General features: G+C 42.2%; 13 protein-coding genes and 1 pseudogene. 9 read left to right on the top strand and 5 right to left on the bottom strand.

Features of this window, described 5'->3' with window-relative positions; all coding sequences use genetic code 11:
- The first annotated feature begins 12 nt into the window (after positions 1–12).
- The 6 genes and pseudogenes from QX565_RS03630 (at position 13) to QX565_RS03605 (ending at position 12,916) form a co-directional block, all read left to right on the top strand.
- Positions 13–2,337 (top strand): glycoside hydrolase family 20 protein, encoded by a 2,325-nt coding sequence (locus QX565_RS03630; protein WP_414429704.1) that lies wholly within the window; start codon positions 13–15, stop codon positions 2,335–2,337.
- Between the two features lie 63 nt (positions 2,338–2,400).
- Positions 2,401–5,463, top strand: coding sequence for a glycoside hydrolase family 2 TIM barrel-domain containing protein (locus QX565_RS03625; RefSeq protein ID WP_289291313.1), 3,063 nt, complete (start codon positions 2,401–2,403; stop codon positions 5,461–5,463).
- Positions 5,464–5,561: 98 nt separating this feature from the next.
- Entirely contained in the window at positions 5,562–6,692 is a 1,131-nt protein-coding gene (locus QX565_RS03620) for an acyltransferase family protein (RefSeq protein ID WP_221650460.1), read from the top strand.
- Positions 6,693–6,726: 34 nt separating this feature from the next.
- Positions 6,727–9,393: a glycoside hydrolase family 2 TIM barrel-domain containing protein gene (locus QX565_RS03615; protein WP_289291311.1), complete on the top strand. Its 2,667-nt coding sequence runs from the start codon at positions 6,727–6,729 to the stop codon at positions 9,391–9,393.
- Between the two features lie 125 nt (positions 9,394–9,518).
- Positions 9,519–11,333, top strand: coding sequence for an alpha-L-fucosidase (locus QX565_RS03610; protein ID WP_289291308.1), 1,815 nt, complete (start codon positions 9,519–9,521; stop codon positions 11,331–11,333).
- A 54-nt stretch (positions 11,334–11,387) separates the two neighbouring features.
- A pseudogene (locus QX565_RS03605) lies at positions 11,388–12,916 on the top strand (sulfatase).
- Between the two features lie 182 nt (positions 12,917–13,098).
- Here the strand turns inward: QX565_RS03605 and QX565_RS03595 are convergent.
- The 3 genes from QX565_RS03595 to QX565_RS03585 all read right to left on the bottom strand — a co-directional run bounded on the left by QX565_RS03595 (position 13,099) and on the right by QX565_RS03585 (position 17,106).
- Positions 13,099–14,142 carry an endonuclease/exonuclease/phosphatase family protein gene (locus QX565_RS03595; RefSeq protein ID WP_289291304.1) on the bottom strand — a complete coding sequence of 348 codons (1,044 nt, stop codon included), beginning with the start codon at positions 14,140–14,142 and terminating at the stop codon, positions 13,099–13,101.
- Entirely contained in the window at positions 14,135–15,568 is a 1,434-nt protein-coding gene (locus QX565_RS03590) for a hypothetical protein (protein WP_221650455.1), read from the bottom strand. Before QX565_RS03590 ends, QX565_RS03595 begins: the two co-directional genes overlap by 8 nt.
- A gap of 77 nt (positions 15,569–15,645) precedes the next feature.
- Positions 15,646–17,106 carry an aminoacyl-histidine dipeptidase gene (locus tag QX565_RS03585; RefSeq protein ID WP_289291302.1) on the bottom strand — a complete coding sequence of 487 codons (1,461 nt, stop codon included), beginning with the start codon at positions 17,104–17,106 and terminating at the stop codon, positions 15,646–15,648.
- A gap of 161 nt (positions 17,107–17,267) precedes the next feature.
- Between QX565_RS03585 and QX565_RS03580 the strand changes: the two genes are divergently transcribed.
- Positions 17,268–17,498, top strand: coding sequence for a hypothetical protein (locus QX565_RS03580; protein ID WP_221650453.1), 231 nt, complete (start codon positions 17,268–17,270; stop codon positions 17,496–17,498).
- Between the two features lie 27 nt (positions 17,499–17,525).
- Positions 17,526–18,137, top strand: a complete 612-nt coding sequence (locus QX565_RS03575; RefSeq protein ID WP_221650452.1) for an OmpH/Skp family outer membrane protein — start codon at positions 17,526–17,528, stop codon at positions 18,135–18,137.
- Between the two features lie 359 nt (positions 18,138–18,496).
- Here the strand turns inward: QX565_RS03575 and QX565_RS03570 are convergent, their stop codons facing one another.
- Entirely contained in the window at positions 18,497–18,838 is a 342-nt protein-coding gene (locus QX565_RS03570; protein WP_221650451.1) for a hypothetical protein, read from the bottom strand.
- A complete protein-coding gene (locus QX565_RS03565; protein ID WP_002561156.1) occupies positions 18,838–19,137 on the bottom strand; it encodes an FtsB family cell division protein in 300 nt (99 codons plus the stop codon). Before QX565_RS03565 ends, QX565_RS03570 begins: the two co-directional genes overlap by 1 nt.
- A 223-nt stretch (positions 19,138–19,360) precedes the next feature.
- Here QX565_RS03565 and QX565_RS03560 point away from each other — a divergent pair, with 223 nt between their 5' ends.
- A complete protein-coding gene (locus QX565_RS03560) occupies positions 19,361–21,187 on the top strand; it encodes a DNA polymerase III subunit gamma/tau (protein ID WP_289291296.1) in 1,827 nt (608 codons plus the stop codon).
- The last annotated feature ends 35 nt before the right edge of the window (positions 21,188–21,222 follow it).

Here is a 21,222-nt window from a genome sequence, read left to right as displayed (position 1 = left end):
ATATATTGATTTATGATGAAATACACCTTATCAATTATAATAGCGTTACTGTTTTCCCCTATGATAGCAGTACAGGCTGAAGATTTAACACAAACGATCTCTATAGTACCCACCCCTGTGCAAGTTGTGCCAGGGGAGGGGAGCTATCGTTTTTCGGAGAATACGGTATTTGCTGTAGAGAATGCAGGGCAAGCAGAAATCGCTCGTAATTTTATCGGTCTTTTTACTTGTGCTGGCGGATTCACTCCGTTGTTGAAAGAAGGAAGTAACACCGCGGATGTTTGTTTTATAACAGATCGTAGCTTGAAGAGTGAGGCCTATCGGTTGGATGTCACTTCGGATAAGATTGTGATTAATGCTTCGGATGTAAAAGGCTTCTTCTATGCCTTGCAGACGATCCGTATGTTGCTGCCGGCTTCTATAGAGAATGCAAGAAATGTAGGCGGAGATGTTGACTGGGCCATTCCTTCGGTAAAAATCAGTGATGAACCTCGCTTTGGCTATCGCGGGTTATTATTGGATGCTGCCCGCTTTTTTATACCCAAAAAGAATGTATTGCGCATCATAGATTGTATGGCAATGCTGAAAATAAATAAATTGCATTTTCATTTGTGTGATGATAACGGTTGGCGCCTGGAAATAAAGAAACACCCTCGTCTGACAGATATAGGTGCATGGCGGGTAGATCGTACCGACGTTCCTTTTCATTCCCGAAGGAATCCGATGTTAGGAGAATCTACTCCAATTGGTGGATTTTATACTCAGGAAGATATGAAGGAGATAATAGCGTATGCTACCGATCGCCAGATAGAAGTGATCCCTGAAATAGAGATGCCGGCACATAGCAATGCTGCCTTGGCCTCTTATCCCGGATTGGCTTGTCCGGTAGTAAAGAATTTCATAGGTGTATTACCCGGGTTGGGAGGTGCACATGCTGAGGTTATCTATTGTGCCGGGAATGACAGTGTGTTTACTTTTTTACAAGATGTGATTGATGAAGTGCTGGAATTGTTTCCTTCCCGTTATATTCATTTGGGAGGTGATGAGGCCAGAAAAACGAACTGGGAAAAATGTCCGCTTTGCCAGGCACGAATGAAAAAAGAGCATCTGGCCAATGAAGAAGATTTGCAGGGGTACTTTATGAAACGGATGTGCGAATATGTACAGAGTAAAGGCCGTGAAGTGATAGGCTGGGATGAATTGACGAATACGACTATACCGGACGGAACCATCATCTTAGGTTGGCAGGGATTGGGTACTGCTGCCTTGAAAGCTGCAGAGCAGGGACACCGGTTTATTATGACTCCGGCGCGTATTATGTATCTGATACGCTATCAGGGACCTCAGTGGTTTGAACCTGTGACTTATTTTGGTAATATAACTTTGAGGGATGTATTTGATTATGAACCGATACAGGATGATTGGAAACCTGAATATAAGTCTCTTTTGATGGGGATACAGGGTTGCATGTGGACTGAGTTTTGTAATAAACCTGAGGATGTGGACTATCTGCTCTTTCCACGTTTGGCAGCAGTGGCCGAAGGGGGCTGGGTTAAACCGGAATTGAAAGATTGGAATCGTTTTTTAAAAGGATTGGATGTATATAACTGCCATATTGCAGCTAAAGGAGTGGGGTATTCTCGTTCAATGTATAATATTCAGCATACAATAACACCTGAAAACGGGGCTTTAAAGGTTAATCTGGAATGTATACGTCCGGATGTGGAAATTCGTTATACGCTGGATGATAGTGAGCCTTCTGCAAAATCCCCCCGCTATATCAAAGAATTGACTATTCGGGGCGTACAAACTTTAAAGTGTGCTACCTTTGTGGGGGATAAGAAAATGGGAAAAACATTGATTTTACCTGTTATCTGGAATAAGGCTACCGGTAAGCCTGTTCTTGCCGATAATAAAAATGTGGAAGTAGTAACCAACGGGATACGGGGAAGCCTGAAACAAACAGACTATGAATGGGCTTCCTGGGAAAAAAGTGATACGGTATCTTTTACTATTGATTTATTGAAAAAGGAAACACTCCATACGGTTACAGTAGGGTGTATTACAAATTATGGAATGGCAATACATAAACCGGCATCGATAGAAGTAGAAATATCAGATGATAACCGTAAATTCAGGAAGGTGGGGACATTAAGCTTTACTCCTCAGGAGATCTTCCGGGAGTGGAATTTTGTGGAAGATCTGTCTTTGAATATCAACGGGAAACAGGCACGCTATATCCGTGTGACTGCCAAAGGACCAGGGGCTTGCCCGGAAGATCATGTACGCCCGGGACAGGAATCCAGAGTGATGTTTGATGAAGTGATAGTGAAGTAATTTAGTAGTAAGTAGCCCAGTAGTAAGTATTTTAGTAGTTAAGTACTATAAAAACATAAAACCATGAATAACTTATTAAAACGAATTTATCTGATGATACTGGCAGTGCTGGTTATCATTCCCGCTGCGGCACAACAACAGCCCGAATGGCAGAGCCAGTATGCGGTAGGATTGAATAAGCTGAATCCCCATACCTATGTCTGGCCGTATGCAACTGCTGCTGATGTGCAGAAAGGGGCTTATGAAGAATCTCCTTATTATATGAGTCTGAATGGCAAATGGAAGTTCCATTGGGTGAAGAATCCCGATACCCGTCCGAAAGATTTTTATAAACCTTCGTTTTATACCGGAGGATGGGCCGATATTAATGTACCGGGTAACTGGGAGCGTCAGGGGTATGGTACGGCTATTTATGTAAACGAGACTTATGAATTTGATGATAAGATGTTCAACTTCAGGAAGAATCCGCCGTTGGTTCCATCTGAAGAGAATGAGGTGGGGTCTTATCGTCGTACTTTTACGATTCCTGCCGGTTGGGAAGGCCGTCGCGTGATACTTTGCTGTGAAGGGGTCATTTCATTTTATTATGCATGGGTAAATGGAGAGTTTTTAGGATACAATCAGGATTCTAAGACCCCTGCCGAATGGGATATTACCGACAAACTGAAAAAAGGGGAAAATACAATAGCCCTTGAAGTCTACCGCTGGAGTGCGGGTGCTTATCTTGAGTGTCAGGATATGTGGCGGTTAAGCGGTATTGAGCGGGATGTGTATCTCTACAGTACTCCCAAGCAATATATTGCCGATTATAAAGTGACCTCTATCCTTGAAAAGAATACTTATAAAGACGGCGTTTTCGAACTTGATGTGACTGTAGAAGGAGCGGCAACCGGAATAGCTACCATTGCCTATGAATTGCAGAATGAGGCCGGAAAAACGGTATTGAATGGTAGTCAACCGGTTAAATCCCGTGGTTTGAGCAATTTGATTACTTTTGATGAGAAACGTATTCCGGATGTTGAAAAATGGAGTGCAGAACATCCGAACCTGTATACATTGATATTGGAATTGAAAGATGCTAATGGAAAAGTGACTGAGGTGACCGGGACGAAAGTCGGTTTCCGTACTTCTGAAATAAAGGACGGTCGTTTCTGCATCAATGGTGTGCCTGTATTGGTGAAAGGGGTAAACCGTCATGAGCATTCACAGTTGGGGCGGACAGTAAGTAAGGAACTGATGGAAGAGGATATCAAGCTGATGAAACAGCATAATATCAATACCGTCCGTAATTCCCATTATCCTGCTCATCCTTACTGGTATCAGCTTTGTGACCGGTATGGCCTTTATATGATTGATGAAGCAAATATCGAATCTCACGGTATGGGCTACGGACCTGCCTCTTTGGCAAAAGACAGTACGTGGCTTACGGCTCATATGGATCGTACGCATCGTATGTATGAGCGTTCGAAGAATCATCCTGCCATTGTGATTTGGTCATTAGGCAATGAAGCCGGTAATGGAATTAATTTTGAGCGTACGTATGACTGGCTGAAGTCGGTAGAAAAGAATCGTCCCGTACAATATGAACGTGCGGAAGAAAATTACAATACGGATATCTATTGCCGTATGTACCGCAGTGTGGATGTCATTAAAGAGTACGTAGCCCGTAAGGATATTTACCGTCCTTTTATTCTTTGCGAATATCTGCATGCAATGGGGAATAGTTGCGGTGGCATGAAGGAATATTGGGATGTTTTTGAAAATGAACCGATGGCTCAGGGTGGTTGCATCTGGGATTGGGTGGACCAGTCTTTCCGTGAGGTAGACAAGGATGGCAACTGGTATTGGACGTACGGTGGCGATTACGGCCCTAAAGACGTGCCGAGCTTTGGCAACTTCTGTTGTAATGGTTTGGTGAATGCCGTTCGTGAGCCCCATCCGCATCTGTTGGAGGTGAAGAAGATCTATCAGAATATCAAGAGTACATTGGTTGATAAGAAGAACCTGACTATCCGTGTGAAGAATTGGTTCGATTTTTCGGATTTGAATGAGTATCTTCTTCATTGGAGTGTGACGGGAGATGACGGAACGATTGTTGCTGAAGGAAGTAAAGAGGTGACTTGTGCTCCGCATGCCGTAGTGGATATCACTTTGGGAGCTGTGAAACTTCCTAAAACGCTTCGTGAGGCTTATCTGAATCTGAGTTGGACGCGGGTGAAGGCTACTCCGTTAGTAACATCCGATTGGGAGGTTGCCTATGATCAGTTTGTACTTCCTGTATCTAAAAACAGTTGGTCCGGCAAACCTGCCAAAGCGGGGAACACAACGTTTGTAGTTGATGAGGCTACCGGTGCTTTGAAGTCTCTTTGTCTGGATGGAGAAGAATTATTGGCAAGTCCGATAACTTTGAGCTTGTTCCGTCCGGCTACGGATAATGATAACCGCGATCAGAATGGAGCTAAACTCTGGAGACAGGCTGGTTTGGACCATTTGACACAAAAGGTGGTTTCTTTGAAAGAAGGTAAGAATAAGACGACTGTGAAAGCTGATATTCTGAATGCCGAAGGAAAGAAAATAGGAAATGCCGAGTTTATATATGCTTTGAACCGTGATGGTTCTATGAAAGTGCAGACTACTTTTGAGCCGGATACTTCATTGGTAAAATCGATGGCTCGATTGGGAATTACTTTTGAAATGAAGGATACCTACGAAAATGTAACTTATCTGGGCCGTGGGGAACATGAAACCTATACTGACCGGAATCAATCGGGAAAAATAGGTGTTTATAAAACAATTCCTGAACGGATGTTCCATTATTACGTTGTTCCTCAGTCTACAGGTAACCGGACGGATGTCCGGTGGATGCAACTGACTGACGAACATGGGAAAGGTTGCTGGATAGAGGCAAATTCTTTATTCCAGTTTAGCACTGTTCCTTTCTCAGATGTAATATTAGAGAAGGCACGTCATATTAATGAATTGAAACGGGACGGCAAAATAACAATACATCTGGATGCTGAACAAGCTGGAGTAGGTACTGCTACTTGTGGTCCGGGAGTTTTGCCTTCCTATCTGGTTCCATTGACAAAGCAAACCTTTGATTTCACTATTTATCCTGTGAAGTAAAAAGAGAGAGAGTGATATATACTAATGAGGATATCTCCGGAAGGAGGTACCTCATTGGTTTTTCTGTTTTTCTTCCGGGGTTAAATCTATAAAATACCATGAACAAAATACCGGAAAATGATTTTATCCGATTAGCCTCATTGGATATACTTAGAGGTTTTGACTTATTTCTTCTTGTCTTTTTTCAGCCGGTGTTCGTTGCACTGGCACGACAGTTGAATCTGCCATTTCTCGATGAGGTTCTATATCAGTTCGACCATGAAGTCTGGGAAGGGTTTCGTTTCTGGGATCTTGTAATGCCGCTTTTTCTCTTTATGACAGGGGCTTCAATGCCTTTTTCCTTATCTAAATACAAAACTGCTTCTGTAGATTATTGGCCTGTTTACCGACGGATTCTTAAACGGGTTATTTTACTTTTTATCTTCGGAATGATTGTCCAGGGAAATTTGCTTGGATTTGATGGCAAGCACATTTATTTCTATTCTAATACATTACAATCGATTGCTGTTGGTTATTTTATTGCAGCAGTTATCCAATTACATTTTTCATTCAGATGGCAGATAATAATAACGCTGTTATTGCTTCTTGTCTACTGGATTCCTATGACATTTTTGGGTGATTTTACCCCAGCAGGAAATTTTGCAGAGCAGGTAGATCGATGGGTTCTGGGACGTTTCCGGGATGGAGTTTTTTGGAATGAAGACGGAACCTGGAGCTTTTCATCCCAATACAATTATACATGGATATGGAGTAGCCTGACATTTGGGGTTACTGTGATGCTTGGAGCTTTTGCCGGAAAGATAATGAAAGAGGGCAAGACGAACCGGAAAAAGGTGGTACAAATATTACTGCTTACCGGTCTGTTATTGATCGGTCTGGCAGAATTGTGGAGTTTGCAAATGCCTGTCATTAAGCGTTTATGGACAGCCAGTATGACGTTACTGTCCGGTGGATATTGCTTTTTGCTCATGGCATTGTTTTATTACTGGATTGATTATAAAGGGCATACACGGGGATTGAATTGGTTGAAAGTGTATGGCATGAATTCTATTACTGCCTACGTGCTCGGTGAGGTAGTGAATTTCCGTTGTATTGCAGCTTCGGTTAGTTATGGTTTGGAGCAATATTTTGGAAATTATTATCCAGTGTGGTTGACTTTTGCCAATTATTTTATTCTCTTTGTACTTCTGAGGGCAATGTATAAATGTAGGTTATTTTTGAAGGTTTGATTGTATAGATAGCATAACTAATTCCAAGAATAATATGAAAAAAGTTTTTTATTTATTATTTCTGTTTCTACTATGGACAGTTCCGGTGAGATCAGCTTATCAGCCTCAATATTCTGTGGCAGGTTTTTATCCGCTGGAGCACACAGGGCGTGAAGTATATTCGATGAATCCGGTCTGGCGTTTTTATAAAGGAAGTGTTCCGGAGGCTTATCGGGTAGATTTTGATGATGATAACTGGGCGGTTGTTTCATTGCCGGACGGAATAGAATATTTACCGACTGAAGCAAGTGGATGTATAAATTATCAGGGGGAAGTATGGTATCGTAAGCATTTCACTCCTGACAATAGTCTTAAAAGTAAAAAGCTGTTTCTCCATTTCGAAGCTATTATGGGGAAGTCAAAGGTATGGATAAATGGTCAGTTGATTAATGAACATTTCGGAGGGTTTCTGCCCGTAATTGCCGATATAACTCCTTATGTGACTTTTGAAAAAGAGAATGTAATAGCGGTATGGGCCGATAATAGCGATGATCCTTCTTATCCTCCCGGTAAGGCACAGGATGTATTGGACTTTACCTATTGCGGGGGTATTTACCGGGATTGTTGGTTGATAGCTCACAATGATGTTTATATAACTGATCCGAATTATGAGAATCAGATAGCAGGGGGTGGTTTGTTTGTGGCTTTTGATAAAGTGTCAGAGCAGACAGCAGATATTTTACTGAGTATACAAGTTAGAAATGACCGTAAACAGTCTTTTAACGGGAGAGTCGTTTATGAACTGTTGGATGCAGATGCTGAAAAGGTAGGTGAAGCTACTCACAAACTTTCTGTTGGAAAACAAAAGGCTGCGGTTGTTGCCAATAAGATCAGAATTTCTGACCCTCACCTTTGGTCGCCGGATTCTCCTTATTTGTATCAACTGCATGTATATGTACAGGATAACTACGGAAATACGATTGATGGATATAAGCGCCGTATTGGTGTACGCAGTATCGAATTTAAAGGAAAAGACGGTTTCTGGCTGAATGGAAAACCTTATGATGCTCCATTGATTGGAGCCAATCGCCATCAGGATTTTGCTGTTGTAGGCAATGCACTTTCTAACAGTATGCACTGGCGGGATGCGAAGAAGTTGAGAGATGCAGGACTGAAAGTGATCAGGAACGCCCATTATCCACAAGATCCGGCTTTTATGGATGCTTGTGATGAACTTGGACTTTTCGTGATAGTCAATACTCCGGGATGGCAGTTCTGGAATGAGGCTCCCGAGTTTGCTCAGCGGGTATATTCGGATATCCGGAACATGGTGCGGCGAGATCGTAACCATCCTTCTGTATGGATGTGGGAACCTATTCTGAATGAGACCTGGTATCCAGCCGACTTTGCACAGAAAGTGAGAGATATTGTGATGGAAGAATATCCATACCCTTATTGCTATACAGGTTGTGATTCTGAGGCTAAAGGGCATGAATACTTCCCTGTGCTTTTCAAACATCCTTATTTGGGAGGAGTAGATAAAGAGGAAGCAGAACATCCGGAAATAACGTATTTCACTCGTGAATGGGGCGATAATGTAGATGATTGGAGTTCGCATAATTCTCCCAGTCGCGCCAGCCGTGCCTGGGGAGAAACACCTATGTTGATCCAGGCACAGGGATATGCTAATCCTTCTTATCCGTATACTTGCTATGAAACGTTGTTCCAAACAACCCGTCAACATATCGGAGGCTGTTTGTGGCATTCATTCGATCATCAGCGGGGATATCATCCCGATCCGTTTTATGGAGGGATTATGGATGCTTTCCGCCAGCCCAAATATTCATATTATATGTTTAAGTCACAGCGTAGTCCGAAAAAGACAGATTTGATTGCCGAAACCGGGCCAATGGTATTTATTGCGCATGCTATGACTCCTTTCTCACCAAAGGATGTGACGGTTTACTCCAATTGTGAAGAAGTTCGCCTGACGGTATTTAAGGATGGTAAACAGTATAATTATAAAAAAGAAAAAAGAGAGAAAGGGATGCCTTCGCCTGTGATAACATTTAAAGATGTATATGATTTTATGCAGGATAAGGCTTTGTCCCGTCAGAGAAAACAAGCAGATGTATATATGCTTGCAGAAGGACTTGTGGATGGAAAAGTAGTGGCTACTCATAAGGTGTCGCCGTCGCGTCGTCCTTCCAGGCTTTTGTTATGGGTTGATAATGAAGGTATGAATATGGAGGCTAACGGTTCGGACATTGTGACGGTGATTGCTGCTGTTGCCGATGATAATGGAAATATTAAGCGTTTGAATAATTATTTTATTCGTTTTGAAATAGAGGGTGAAGGTGTAATTTTGGGTGGAGAGGATGTGATGGCCAATCCGCGTCCTGTACAGTGGGGTACGGCACCTGTGCTTGTGAAGTCCACGACCACTCCGGGAAAAATTAAAATTCGTGCTTCTGTATTGATAGAAGGTAAGCAGATGCCTGCCAGTGAAACGATTGAGATAGAAACACATCCGGTCACTTATCCTTTAATTTTTGATGTAGCGGAAGAAAACGCAGCCGTTAAAATGGTTCGGGAGAAAAGTGCAGATAAAGTGGGAGATGAAGATTGCGCCCGTGAAGTTAAGAAGTTGCAGATGGAGCTGAATCAATATAAATTAAAAGAAGTGGAACAGCAACAAACTGATTTCGGAGAAAAAAGATAATATTCACCACAGAGTTTCACAGAGTCACACAGAGTTTTATTTAATTTAGTTTCAACAATAACACTCTGTGGTACTCTGTGAGACGCTGTGGTAAATATAGTGAAGTAAACGTAAATATTCAACCAATGAAAAAGCTTTTATTATCAGTCATTCTGTTCGCTTCGATTTGTAGTGGACAGGCACAAAATGAGAAAGGGTATTATGTGAAGCATCTGGAGTTTCCACAGAATGCCACGCTTCAGGAGAAAGTAGATATGGCGGCGAGGTTAGTGCCGACTCCACAGCAATTGGCCTGGCAACAGATGGAGCTGACAGCATTCCTGCATTTCGGTATTAATACTTTTACCGGGCGTGAATGGGGAGACGGGACGGAAGATCCGGCTTTGTTTAATCCTTCACAGTTGGATGCAGAGCAGTGGGTACGTACACTGAAAGATGCCGGTTTTAAAATGGTCCTTTTAACGGCTAAACATCATGATGGTTTCTGTTTGTGGCCTACCAAAACTACAACCCATTCCGTAGCCTCTTCTCCTTGGAAGAATGGTAAAGGGGATGTTGTGAAAGAACTTCGTGACGCTTGTGATAAATATGGAATGAAGTTCGGTGTTTATCTCTCTCCATGGGACAGAAACGCTTCATGTTATGGTGATTCTCCGAAATATAATCAGTTTTTTATTCAACAATTGACGGAGTTGCTTACTAACTACGGAGAAGTACACGAAGTGTGGTTTGACGGTGCAAATGGTGAAGGTCCTAACGGGAAAAAACAGGTCTATGACTGGGATGCATTTTATAAAACGATTCAGAAGTTGCAGCCCAAGGCTGTGATGGCTATAATGGGAGATGATGTACGTTGGGTTGGCAATGAAAAAGGAATTGGCCGTGAAACGGAATGGAATGCTACGGTACTTACTCCGGGAATCTATACCCGTTCGGAGGAAAATAATAAACGGTTGGGAGTGTTCAGTAAGGCAGAAGATTTAGGGAGTCGTGATATACTGAAGAATGCAACCGAACTCTTCTGGTACCCGTCTGAGGTGGATGTTTCTATTCGTCCGGGATGGTTCTATCATAAAGAAGAGGATAGCAAGGTGAAAAGTCTGAAGCATCTGGCGGATATTTATTTCCAATCCGTTGGTTACAATTCTGTCTTGTTATTGAATATTCCGCCGGATCGTCTCGGATTGATTAATGAGGCGGATGTGACTCGTTTGAAAGAGTTTGCCGAGTATCGTAAACAGGCTTTTGCAGATGACAGGGTGAAAGAGGGGCAGAAGTTATGGGAGGCTACTCCGAATGGAGAGCGTACCTATAAACTGAAATCCGGTTCGGAAATAAATGTAGTGATGTTGCAGGAAGATATCGCAAGAGGACAGCGTGTGGAAGCTTTTTCTGTGGAGGCACAGACTGCTGATGGTTGGAAAGAGATAGCTCAAGGGACTACGGTTGGTTATAAACGTTTGTTGCGCTTTCCTGATGTAAAGGCCAATCAGTTAAGAATTAAAATTAAAAATTGTCGTCTGACTGCTAATATCAGCCGGGTAGCAGCTTTCTATGTGGCTCCTTTGCAAGAAGAAAGTGAAGAGGTGGATTGGAATAATTTGCCGCGTACTACCTGGAAACAGGTGTCTGATTCTCCACTTACCATTGATTTAGGTAAATCGGTAATATTAAGTGCTTTTACATATGCTCCTGCTAAGGCAGAGGCAAAACCGACTATGGCATTCAGGTATAAATTCTTTGTAAGTACAGACGGAAATAATTGGCAGGAAGTACCTGTAAATGGTGAATTTAGTAATATTATGCACAATCCTCTTCCGCAAACAGTACCATTTAAGGAAAAAGTGAAAGCACGTTTTATCAGGTTGGAAGCTACTACGCCGACCGACACTCCTGCAAAGGTGGAAATAAATGAGATTGGTGTAACTGCTGAAAAGTAAATTAAAGCAGTTTCTAAGTTGTAACAGAAAAAATCTATTAAACAAGAAAATACCATGAATGTAGATAAGCGTAAATTATGGACTGCTGCTTCTGTCTTGATTTTATCCGGACCGCTAACAGCCCAGCAACAGCCTAATATCATTCTCTTTTTGGTGGATGATATGGGGTGGCAGGATACTTCGGTTCCTTTCTGGACAGAGACAACGGAACTAAACCAGATTTATCATACGCCCAATATGGAGCGACTGGCACAAATGGGGGTTAAGTTTACTCATGCTTATGCCAACTCTATCAGTTCACCATCACGGGTGAGCCTTTTCACCGGAGCTAATGCAGCAAGGCACCGGGTGACTAACTGGACCTTGAAAAAAGATGTTTCAACAGATCGTAATGATGATTTGTTGACATTTGGTGATTGGAATTATAATGGCTTGTGCCCGCAGGAAGGTATACCTTACACTTTTTATGCTAAATGTCTGCCGGAATTGCTTCGTGAAAACGGATATACGACCATGATGGTAGGTAAGGCGCATTTTGGCTCCTTGGATACTCCGGCTGCTGATCCGTTGACTATTGGTTTCGATTATAACATCGCCGGACATGCTGCCGGGGCTATGGGAAGCTATCTGGGAGAAGAAGGGTATGGTGCAAGCGGAAATCCGGAATGGGCAAAGATATGGGCAGTACCGGATCTGGAGAAATATCACGGTACGGATACTTTCTTGACTGAGGCTTTGACTTTGGAAGCCAAAGGGCTTATGGACAAAGCACTTGCCAAAGAAAAACCATTCTTTTTGTACATGAGCCATTATGCTGTTCATGCTCCTTTTGCTACTGACAAAAGGTTTTATGATAGATACGTAACCAAAGGGTTATCGCATAAGGAAGCGCAGTATGCCGGATTGGTGGAAGGCATGGATAAGAGTTTGGGAGACCTTATGGATTATCTGGAAATAAAAGGTATTACTCAAAACACAGTTATTATCTTTATGTCCGATAACGGGGGATATACCATTGGACGTACAAATAAAAATTACCCGTTGAGTGAGGGAAGGGTTCATTAAAAGAAGGTGGGATTCGTGAGCCAATGATTGTTTATTGGCCGGGAGTCACACAACCTGCTACTGTGAATACAACCCCTGTGATTATAGAAGATTTCTTTCCCAGTATACTGGAGTTAGCCGGTATGAAAGGGAAAATACATACTCCACAGACTATTGATGGTAGAAGTTTTGTTGCACAGTTAAAAGGGAAACAGGGAGATCAAAAGAGACCTTTGTATTTTCATTATCCTAATAACTGGGGAGAACGGCACGAAACGACCGGTGCTCCGCAAAGTGCTGTTATTGAAGGAGACTGGAAGTTGATTTACTACTATGAATCGCAGACATCGGCTCTGTTCAATCTGAAAGAAGATATCTCGGAACAACATAATCTTATCGGCGAAAAAGCATATCAGAAGATAGCTTTGAAACTGGCAAAGGATTTGACCCGCCATTTAAAGAAGACAAATGCTACTATGCCTGTAGTAAAAGCTACCGGAGATTTTGTGAAATACCCGGATGGGGCAGGAGTGGAATAATGGAATATTAGAAACTGTTTTGATTTTCTTTTTAAAAGTTTTTATTAGCACCTTCTGAGTTTATTTTCGGTCTTTTTACCTGTTTTCATTTGTCACATAGCCCGCTATGCTCCTCATTAAAACAGATGAAATCCTCAAAAATAACTCTCAGAAGAAAGCTAAAATAAAATCAAAACAGTTTCTTAATGTATCTCTTTCAGTTCAAAATCAGTATATATAGGTAGATGGTCACTGTATCCACCTAAATATTTCATACCATAATAAGTGCGGAAAGGTTGTTTTCCACCATATTTATCATCATCGGATAACAGAAAGGGCAGGCGGCTTACGTTTGCCCTTTCTTCATTGGTAAAGAAAGGTGCAGAAACATTCAGAAGAGTGCCGGAAACAATCATGTGATCCAATAGCCCCCATTCTCCCTGATATTTATAAGAGCCGAATGTATGTTTTCCGGCTTTGGCTTTTCCGGCTAATAAATGATAGAGTTTTAATGCCTGGGGATAGGGAGGAGGTGCAATGGCTGCAAGGACTTCCGCAATGGATTTATTTTCCGGATAGTCATTGAAGTCTCCCATGATGATCAGTTGTGGATGATGGCGGGAGGTTAGTATACTGTCTGCTTCCAATCGGATTTTCTTTGCAACAGACAGGTGATAAGGTTCCGATTCTTTGGCTCCTCCTGAACGGGAAGGAAGATGAACTACCAATACATCCAGGCTGTCTCCGGTGGATAAAAGTCCGCATACGTGGAGAATATCTCTTGTAGGGCGCTTGTGTAAATGGACGTTGTCTATTGGAACAGATCGATGGAATAATAATTTAAAACGGTCACGCTGATAAAGCAAGGCCACATTGATACCCCGTTCGTCGGGAGAGTGAGTCATAACATAACGATATCCATGTTCTTTTAAAGGGGAGTAATGTACAAGATCCCGCATGACACTGTCATTCTCTACTTCGCAAAGTCCTACTAATGCAGGAGGAGTCCATTCTCCAACCGCTGTAATAACACGTGCTATACTTACCAGTTTCTTTTTGTAACGGCTGTAATTCCAGTGACGAAGCGCATTGGGGAGAAATTCATAATCATTCTTTAGAGAGTCATGACGGGTATCGAACAGGTTTTCCACATTCCAGCACATCACACGGAAATTCTTTTCTTTTTGCGCTGTGAGTAAGGAGGGGGATAAGAAAAGGAATAATAAGATAATTATCCCTTTATTCATTTTCTTCTGTTTTTTCTTTCCATTCGTAACATCCGGCATCCGGTGCTTCATCTTCAAGACGGGGCATTCCTTTTAAGTCCTGCGGATAGTTACGGGCATCTTCAGCCAATCCTATATTGATGGCTGCTGATTTTGGAGTTAATTGGAAATCGTACAATTGTTCTCCGCGTTTGTCTATCAATTGGAAGTTATCATCTTTTTTCCATATAACATTCACTATCTTATCATTTTTCTCCTCTATTGAGTTTATAAGGCAATAGGAGAAATAATAATTGAAAGGTATAGAAGAGTCTTTGGAACGTCCGCCACTAATCTCATCACTGGACGAACCGGCTATGATACAATTACGGAACGCAGCTAATGTCAGTGGGTAAGCAATTTCTTTCTTCTCGTTGCTGAGGGCAAGGGCGACCCCTTGCTTGATATCCCAACTGTAATAATTGGCCAGTGTGCAGTGTACGAATTCATAATCACCTCCAAGCAGGCTGACACAGTGGTTGCCGGCATTACTAATCTCACTGTTTCCTATGGTTGCCTGGCAGGAAGTCATTTCCAATCCGTTGCCCGATACCTGGCGGATAACAGAATTAGTAAGTGTGAGTTTCTTTCGGTCTACAGCAGCCGAATCGCAGCGGATACCATATATTCCTCCGTGAATATCGACAAAGTTCAGTGAATTCTCATAGCTGGAGGTGTGGAAGCGAATACCATCCCATTGACCCGGCAAACGGTCGTAGGGGAGGTTAGAGAACATTTTATCAGTACGGTCGCCCCGGAATACAACAGGAGCATTCAGTGTGCCTTCTGCCACAAGTTGTCCATGTACCTGTATACTTGATTTACCATGGAAATAAAGGCGTGTTCCGGCGGCAAGAGTAAGCCGTGCACCTTCTTTTATGCTTAAACTATCATAAATAACGATAGGGCGGGACGAGCTGATTAGTGTGTCCTGGGTGATTTCTTTTTTACGTAAAGAAAGAAAGTCTTGTCCGTATGCTTGTAATTTAACATCCTGCCAGTTACCATTCGTGATAAACACGATGGAGTCTTTTTTGAAAAAAGGAACATCACGGTCTCCGGGAGCTAACGTAGCTTCTACAAAAATAAGCAAGCTATCTTTGCCCCGTAATTCAACGTCTGAAAAGTGGCTGCCTTTAGCTCCGTCTACATTGATACGGAAACCGGAGTTGGCTGCATCTGCTAAGGTGATGGATGAAATGACCAGCGACTCCTTATTGCGATTGTACACTTTTAGCTGATAAGTGGAGGTACCGATACCTGCAAGTACAGTATCCATACGCAGGGTGTCATAAGAGAAAGCCAGTTTGAGAGAAGAATCGGTAGAAAAGTTCTCATCGTCACAAGCCGAAAACAATGCCAGACCTGTAAACAGAAAGAGGAGAATATGTACCAGATTTCTTTTCATACCTTAATCTTATATATAAAAATCAGGCACGGATAGAGGAATCCGTGCCTAATATTAACGGCAAATGCGTTGGTTTATTATTTCTTTTCCGGGATATTTGCCAGTACGTCCAGCAGATGACGCCAGAATTTATCTACCGAAGGAATGTGCATACGCTCATCCGGTGAGTGAACTCCGGTCAATGTAGGACCAAAGGAAATCATGTCTAATGAGGGATATTTGTCGAGAAAGAGTCCGCATTCCAGACCGGCATGGATAGCTTTAACTTTAGCGTCTACACCAAACAAACGTTTGTAAGAGGCGGCTGCCACTTCAAGGATGGCTGAGTGTGGGTTGGGTTTCCAGCCTGGGTAGCCTTCTCCGAAACTGACCTTTGCACCTGCCAGTTGGAAAGCTGCACGAACTGTATTTGCCATGTCGTTGCGGGCAGAAAGGATAGAACTGCGTTGGCTGGTTTCAATGCGGATGACGTTATCCGGTTTCATCTTGACAGATGCCAGATTAGTAGATGTTTCTACCAATCCCGGAATATCCTGACTCATGGCATATACTCCGTGAGGTACTGCATAGAGTGCTTTGAGTAAACGGGCGGTAGTATCCTGATCAATTGCTTTAGCACGGGGAGCTTCTGATTCTAATACAAGTTTTAAATCAGGTTCTGTTACGGCAAGTTCGTTCTCTACTTCAGCTGTGAATACGTTGAGATCTGCCCGTACGTCGTGTTTGGCATCTTCAGGAACAGCACAGATGGCATATGCTTCGCGAGGGATGGCATTGCGTAGGTTTCCTCCATTGATTTCGCACAGATATAAGTCGTACTTCGTACTCATCTGACTAAGGAAGCGATTTAGTATTTTATTGGCATTGCCACGTCCCAAGTGGATATCACCACCGGAGTGTCCACCTTTCAGGCCTTTCACTTCTACTTTAAAGAAGAAATATCCGGCTGGAACTTCTACCTCTTTATATGTGAATTCGGCAACAGAATCAATTCCTCCTGCGCACCCGATAAACAGTTCTCCTTCGTCTTCTGAATCGAGGTTCAACAGGATATCTCCGTTCATAAATCCTTCTTTCAGGGCAAATGCTCCGGTGAGTCCGGTTTCTTCGTCTACAGTGAACAAGCACTCCAATGGTCCGTGCTCAATAGTATCGTCGGCAAGGATAGCAAGTTCGGTGGCTACACCGATGCCGTTGTCTGCTCCCAGTGTTGTACCTTTTGCTTTCAACCATTCACCGTCTATTTCTGTTTCAATAGGGTCCGTGAGGAAGTCATGCTCCACATTATTATTCTTTTCGCATACCATGTCTACATGCGATTGTAATACTACGGTTTGCAGGTTTTCTTTGCCTGGAGTAGCAGGCTTCTTGATTAATACGTTTCCGGCTTCGTCTACTTTTGTTTCCAGATTATGTTTTTCTCCGAATTCTTTTAAATATGCAATAATTTTTTCTTCCTTCTTTGAAGGACGTGGCACTTGGCATATTTCTGCGAAATACTTGAATACGCCTGCCGGCTTTAGTTCTTGTTTTTCCATTCTTTTTCTTTTTATTTAAGTGAATGATTAAAATTTAACGTCATTCTGCTAAATATGGTTAAAACTCTTGAGGTTTATGAGCACGTTTCTCTTTTTTTATAATAAAAAAGGCGGTTGAGTCCATACAAAAGTCTATATTTGCACCCACAAAATTAATAGAAATGCTTAATACAATACTGTTTACTCTGTTAATAGTTGCTATTTGTCTCGTATTATTAGGTCTCAAAGTCTTTTTTGTAAAGGGTGGAAAATTCCCTAATGGACATGTGAGTGGTAATAAATCACTGAGAGAAAAGGGAATTGGCTGTGCTCAGTCTCAGGACCGTGAAGCGCAACAAAAGCGTCGTTCTATTGCTGATCTTGAAAAAGCCTTAAATGATAGTATGAACTAATTAATTAAAAACTATATTTTACAAGTTATGAAGAGAATAAATTGCCTCATTAACGGTTTTGCTGCTCTTGCGATCATCGTTTTATTTTCACAATGCGCAGGTAAAGCTGACACACAAACTACGACAACTGGCGGAGAAGCAGCAACTGCTACTGTATCCGGTGATTTAAAAATCGCTTACGTTGAAGTAGATACATTGCTTTCCAAATATAATTTTTGCATTGACCTGAATGAGGCCATGATGAAAAAGGAAGAGAACATCCGTATGACGTTGAATCAGAAGGCTGCTGCTCTTGATAAGGAACAGAAAGAATTCCAAAAGAAATATGAAAACAATGCATTCATCTCTCCGGAAAGAGCTCAACAGGAGTATAACCGTTTGATGAAGATGCAACAGGATTTGCAGGTATTACAAAATAACCTGTCCAATCAGCTGGCTACAGAGAATCAGAAGAATAGTTTGCAGTTGCGTGACTCTATCAACGTTTTCTTGAAAGAGTATAACAAGACTAAAGGTTATAATCTGATTTTAAGTAATACAGGTTTTGATAATCTGCTTTATGCCGATAGTTCGTTTAATATCACACAAGAGATTATCGACGGTTTGAATGCAAGATATACTTCTGCTGCTAAGAAGTAATAGATAAAAAACTTAGAGCTAAAGGCAGTTTCGTGATAAACGGGGTTGCCTTTTTTCTTTATTAGTAATGAGTTCAAAGCTGACCGGAAATGAATCAGTTTACCACAGAGGACACGGAGGGCACAGAGATATTATTTTCTCTGATGAAACGCGGATGATCGTGGATGAACACAGATTAAAAAACTGTAGTTCTTTATTTTATCGTTATTTCCCTTTGCGAGAATTTGCGTTCATCTGCGTTTTAATAAAGATTTAAAACTCCGTGTTCTCTGCGTTCTCTGTGGTGAAATATTGATCAAAATCGCACTAATCTGCGTCAATAATGACCATTACTGATGTACCTTCCGATGCCGGAAATATTATTGTTGTAGTTTGGCTTCTTCCTGTGGAATACGGAAAGCTGTGTAGAGTTCGAGAATAGCGGCGATAGTGAGACATGCGATCCAGTCATTACCACGCGTGAAAAACATGAAAGCTCCGGTTAGTACAAGTGCAATTGCTCCGAATATTTGTTGAATACGGAGGCGCTTCAGTGTTTTACTTTTACCGCGAACGGGGGTATTGATTTGTGCCAGTGCTACAAAGCCTGCACCAATGGTATATATATAAGGTGCATAAACCCATCCGGTGATGAATACTGCTGCTCCAACAAGAGCCATGAGAGCGCCTACGGCGAAAAGTGCGGGTATGAGTTGCTTCATTATTTATCTTCAAATACGTAAATGTCTTCGTTCGGTTTCTTCATCAGATACTTTTCACGCGCTATCTGCTCAATGGCATCCGGATTACTGCTTAGTTCGTTGAGCTTCTTTGTATTCTCTTCGTAATCGGCACGGTATTTATCAATTTCACTCTGCAAGCGGCTGATTTCACGCGTGTATCCAATACGGCGAATGGCACTGTTCTCATCCAGAAAACCAATGATGGCTGCAAAAATCAGAATAGTGATAAGGTATTTATGCTTACCGATGAACTCCCAGATTGTTAGTAAATTGCCCATGATTTCTCCTTTAATTCTGAATGCAAAGATAAAACTTATAACTTAAAAGTTGCCACTTCTTGCCTAAAACTTCTCACTCGTCACTTATTACTTCTTACTTTTTTTGCGTACATTTGCAGTGAAAGCAAAAATAGGTTCACTTGACATAGCTCAGGCAGGCTTGCCTCTGTTCTCATTGCGCTATTTTTGTATAAACTCAAAAAAAACAGAGAGATTCTGACGTATGGAAAACTATATTGTATCTGCCCGTAAGTATCGTCCGTCCACCTTTGAGTCGGTGGTAGGTCAGCGGGCATTGACTACTACACTGAAAAATGCCATCGCCACACAGAAACTGGCTCATGCCTATCTGTTTTGTGGTCCCCGTGGAGTAGGAAAAACAACTTGCGCCCGTATTTTTGCCAAGACTATCAACTGTATGTCGCTTACTGCGGATGGAGAAGCGTGTAATGCTTGTGAATCTTGTGTGGCTTTCAATGAGCAACGTTCGTATAATATTCATGAACTTGATGCAGCTTCCAATAACTCGGTGGATGATATCCGTCAGTTGGTAGAGCAGGTGCGTATCCCGCCTCAGATAGGTAAGTATAAAGTGTATATCATTGATGAGGTGCATATGTTGTCTGCTTCTGCTTTTAATGCGTTCTTGAAAACGCTGGAAGAGCCTCCCCGTCATGCTATTTTTATTTTGGCTACAACGGAGAAGCATAAAATACTTCCTACTATCTTGTCGCGTTGCCAGATTTATGATTTCAATCGTATCAGTGTGGACGATACGGTACAACACTTAACTTATGTTGCTTCCAAAGAGAATATAACAGCCGAACCCGAAGCGCTGAATGTAATAGCACTGAAAGCAGATGGTGGTATGCGTGATGCTCTTTCTATCTTTGATCAGGTAGTTAGTTTCACCGGTGGGCATATTACCTATAAAAGTGTTATTGAGAATCTCAATGTGCTGGATTATGAATATTATTTCAGGCTGACCGATTGTTTTCTCGAAAATAAAGTAAGTGATGCATTGCTGTTGTTCAACGATGTATTGAATAAAGGCTTTGATGGCAGTCACTTCATAACAGGGCTTTCGTCACATTTTCGTGATTTGCTTGTGAGTAAAGATCCCGCTACTTTGGCATTGCTTGAAGTGGGAGCAAGTATTCGTCAGCGTTATCAGGAGCAGGCACAGAAGTGTCCGTTACCTTTTTTGTATCGGGCTATGAAGCTCTGTAATGATTGTGATCTGAATTACCGGGCCAGCAAAAATAAGCGTTTGCTGGTAGAACTGACCTTGATACAGGTTGCCCAGCTTACCATCGAGGGGGATGATGTGGGTGGTGGGCGTGGCCCTAAACAAGCTATAAAACCCATATTTACGCAATCTGTAGCTGCTCAGCAACCACAGACTGCTCCTGTTGCACCTCAAACTCAGCAACAAACTACAACTGCTCAACCGGCTCAGGCTGCTCCGGTTCAACCTGTTTCTGCTGTCGGATCTTCTACTTCGTCTCCTGCGGGTGTACCTGATGCTGTGGTGAAAGCCGCTGTGCAGGAAGAGAAGAAAATTCCTGTAATGAGTAAGTCCAGTCTTGGAGTGTCTATCAGGCATCCTCAAAAGGAAGCTGCTGCGCAGAGTACAACAGCTGTCCAGACACCTGCTCACGCACAGGTTCAACCTGAAGAGGATTATATATTCAATGAAAAGGATTTGAATTATTACTGGCAGGAGTATGCCGGTCGTCTTCCTGTGGAGCATAAAGCACTTGCTATGCGTATGCAGAATATACGTTTGACATTGCTTAGTGATGCTATTACTTTCGAGGTTGTGGTAGATAATGAGATTGTAGCAAAGGATTTCACTTCTATGATTCCGGATGTACAGAACTATCTTCGAAGCCGTTTAAAGAACCGGAAAGTGAGAATGACAGTCCGTGTCAGTGAGGCGGCAGAAAATGTACGGGCGTTTAGTCGTGTGGAGAAGTTCCAGATGATGGCAAAGAAAAACGAAGCGCTGTTGCATTTGAAGGAGGAGTTCGGGTTGGAATTATATTAGTGTAAGTTGTAAAGATTAAGCCAATATATGTAATG

The sequence above is a fragment of the Bacteroides sp. 41_26 genome, from assembly GCF_949740115.1.
In the GTDB taxonomy this organism is placed as follows: Bacteria; Bacteroidota; Bacteroidia; order Bacteroidales; family Bacteroidaceae; genus Bacteroides; species Bacteroides nordii.
This window is presented reverse-complemented; position numbering and strand designations above follow the sequence as displayed.

Coding starts and splice junctions, on each gene's coding strand:
- QX565_RS03630 (WP_414429704.1), top strand. CDS start 13: ATGATGAAATACACCTTATCAATTATAATAGCGTTACTGTTTTCCCCT.
- QX565_RS03620 (WP_221650460.1), top strand. CDS start 5,562: ATGAACAAAATACCGGAAAATGATTTTATCCGATTAGCCTCATTGGAT.
- QX565_RS03585 (WP_289291302.1), bottom strand. CDS start 17,106: ATGGAAAAACAAGAACTAAAGCCGGCAGGCGTATTCAAGTATTTCGCA.
- QX565_RS03575 (WP_221650452.1), top strand. CDS start 17,526: ATGAAGAGAATAAATTGCCTCATTAACGGTTTTGCTGCTCTTGCGATC.
- QX565_RS03590 (WP_221650455.1), bottom strand. CDS start 15,568: ATGAAAAGAAATCTGGTACATATTCTCCTCTTTCTGTTTACAGGTCTG.
- QX565_RS03560 (WP_289291296.1), top strand. CDS start 19,361: ATGGAAAACTATATTGTATCTGCCCGTAAGTATCGTCCGTCCACCTTT.
- QX565_RS03615 (WP_289291311.1), top strand. CDS start 6,727: ATGAAAAAAGTTTTTTATTTATTATTTCTGTTTCTACTATGGACAGTT.
- QX565_RS03625 (WP_289291313.1), top strand. CDS start 2,401: ATGAATAACTTATTAAAACGAATTTATCTGATGATACTGGCAGTGCTG.
- QX565_RS03565 (WP_002561156.1), bottom strand. CDS start 19,137: ATGGGCAATTTACTAACAATCTGGGAGTTCATCGGTAAGCATAAATAC.
- QX565_RS03580 (WP_221650453.1), top strand. CDS start 17,268: ATGCTTAATACAATACTGTTTACTCTGTTAATAGTTGCTATTTGTCTC.
- QX565_RS03610 (WP_289291308.1), top strand. CDS start 9,519: ATGAAAAAGCTTTTATTATCAGTCATTCTGTTCGCTTCGATTTGTAGT.
- QX565_RS03570 (WP_221650451.1), bottom strand. CDS start 18,838: ATGAAGCAACTCATACCCGCACTTTTCGCCGTAGGCGCTCTCATGGCT.
- QX565_RS03595 (WP_289291304.1), bottom strand. CDS start 14,142: ATGAATAAAGGGATAATTATCTTATTATTCCTTTTCTTATCCCCCTCC.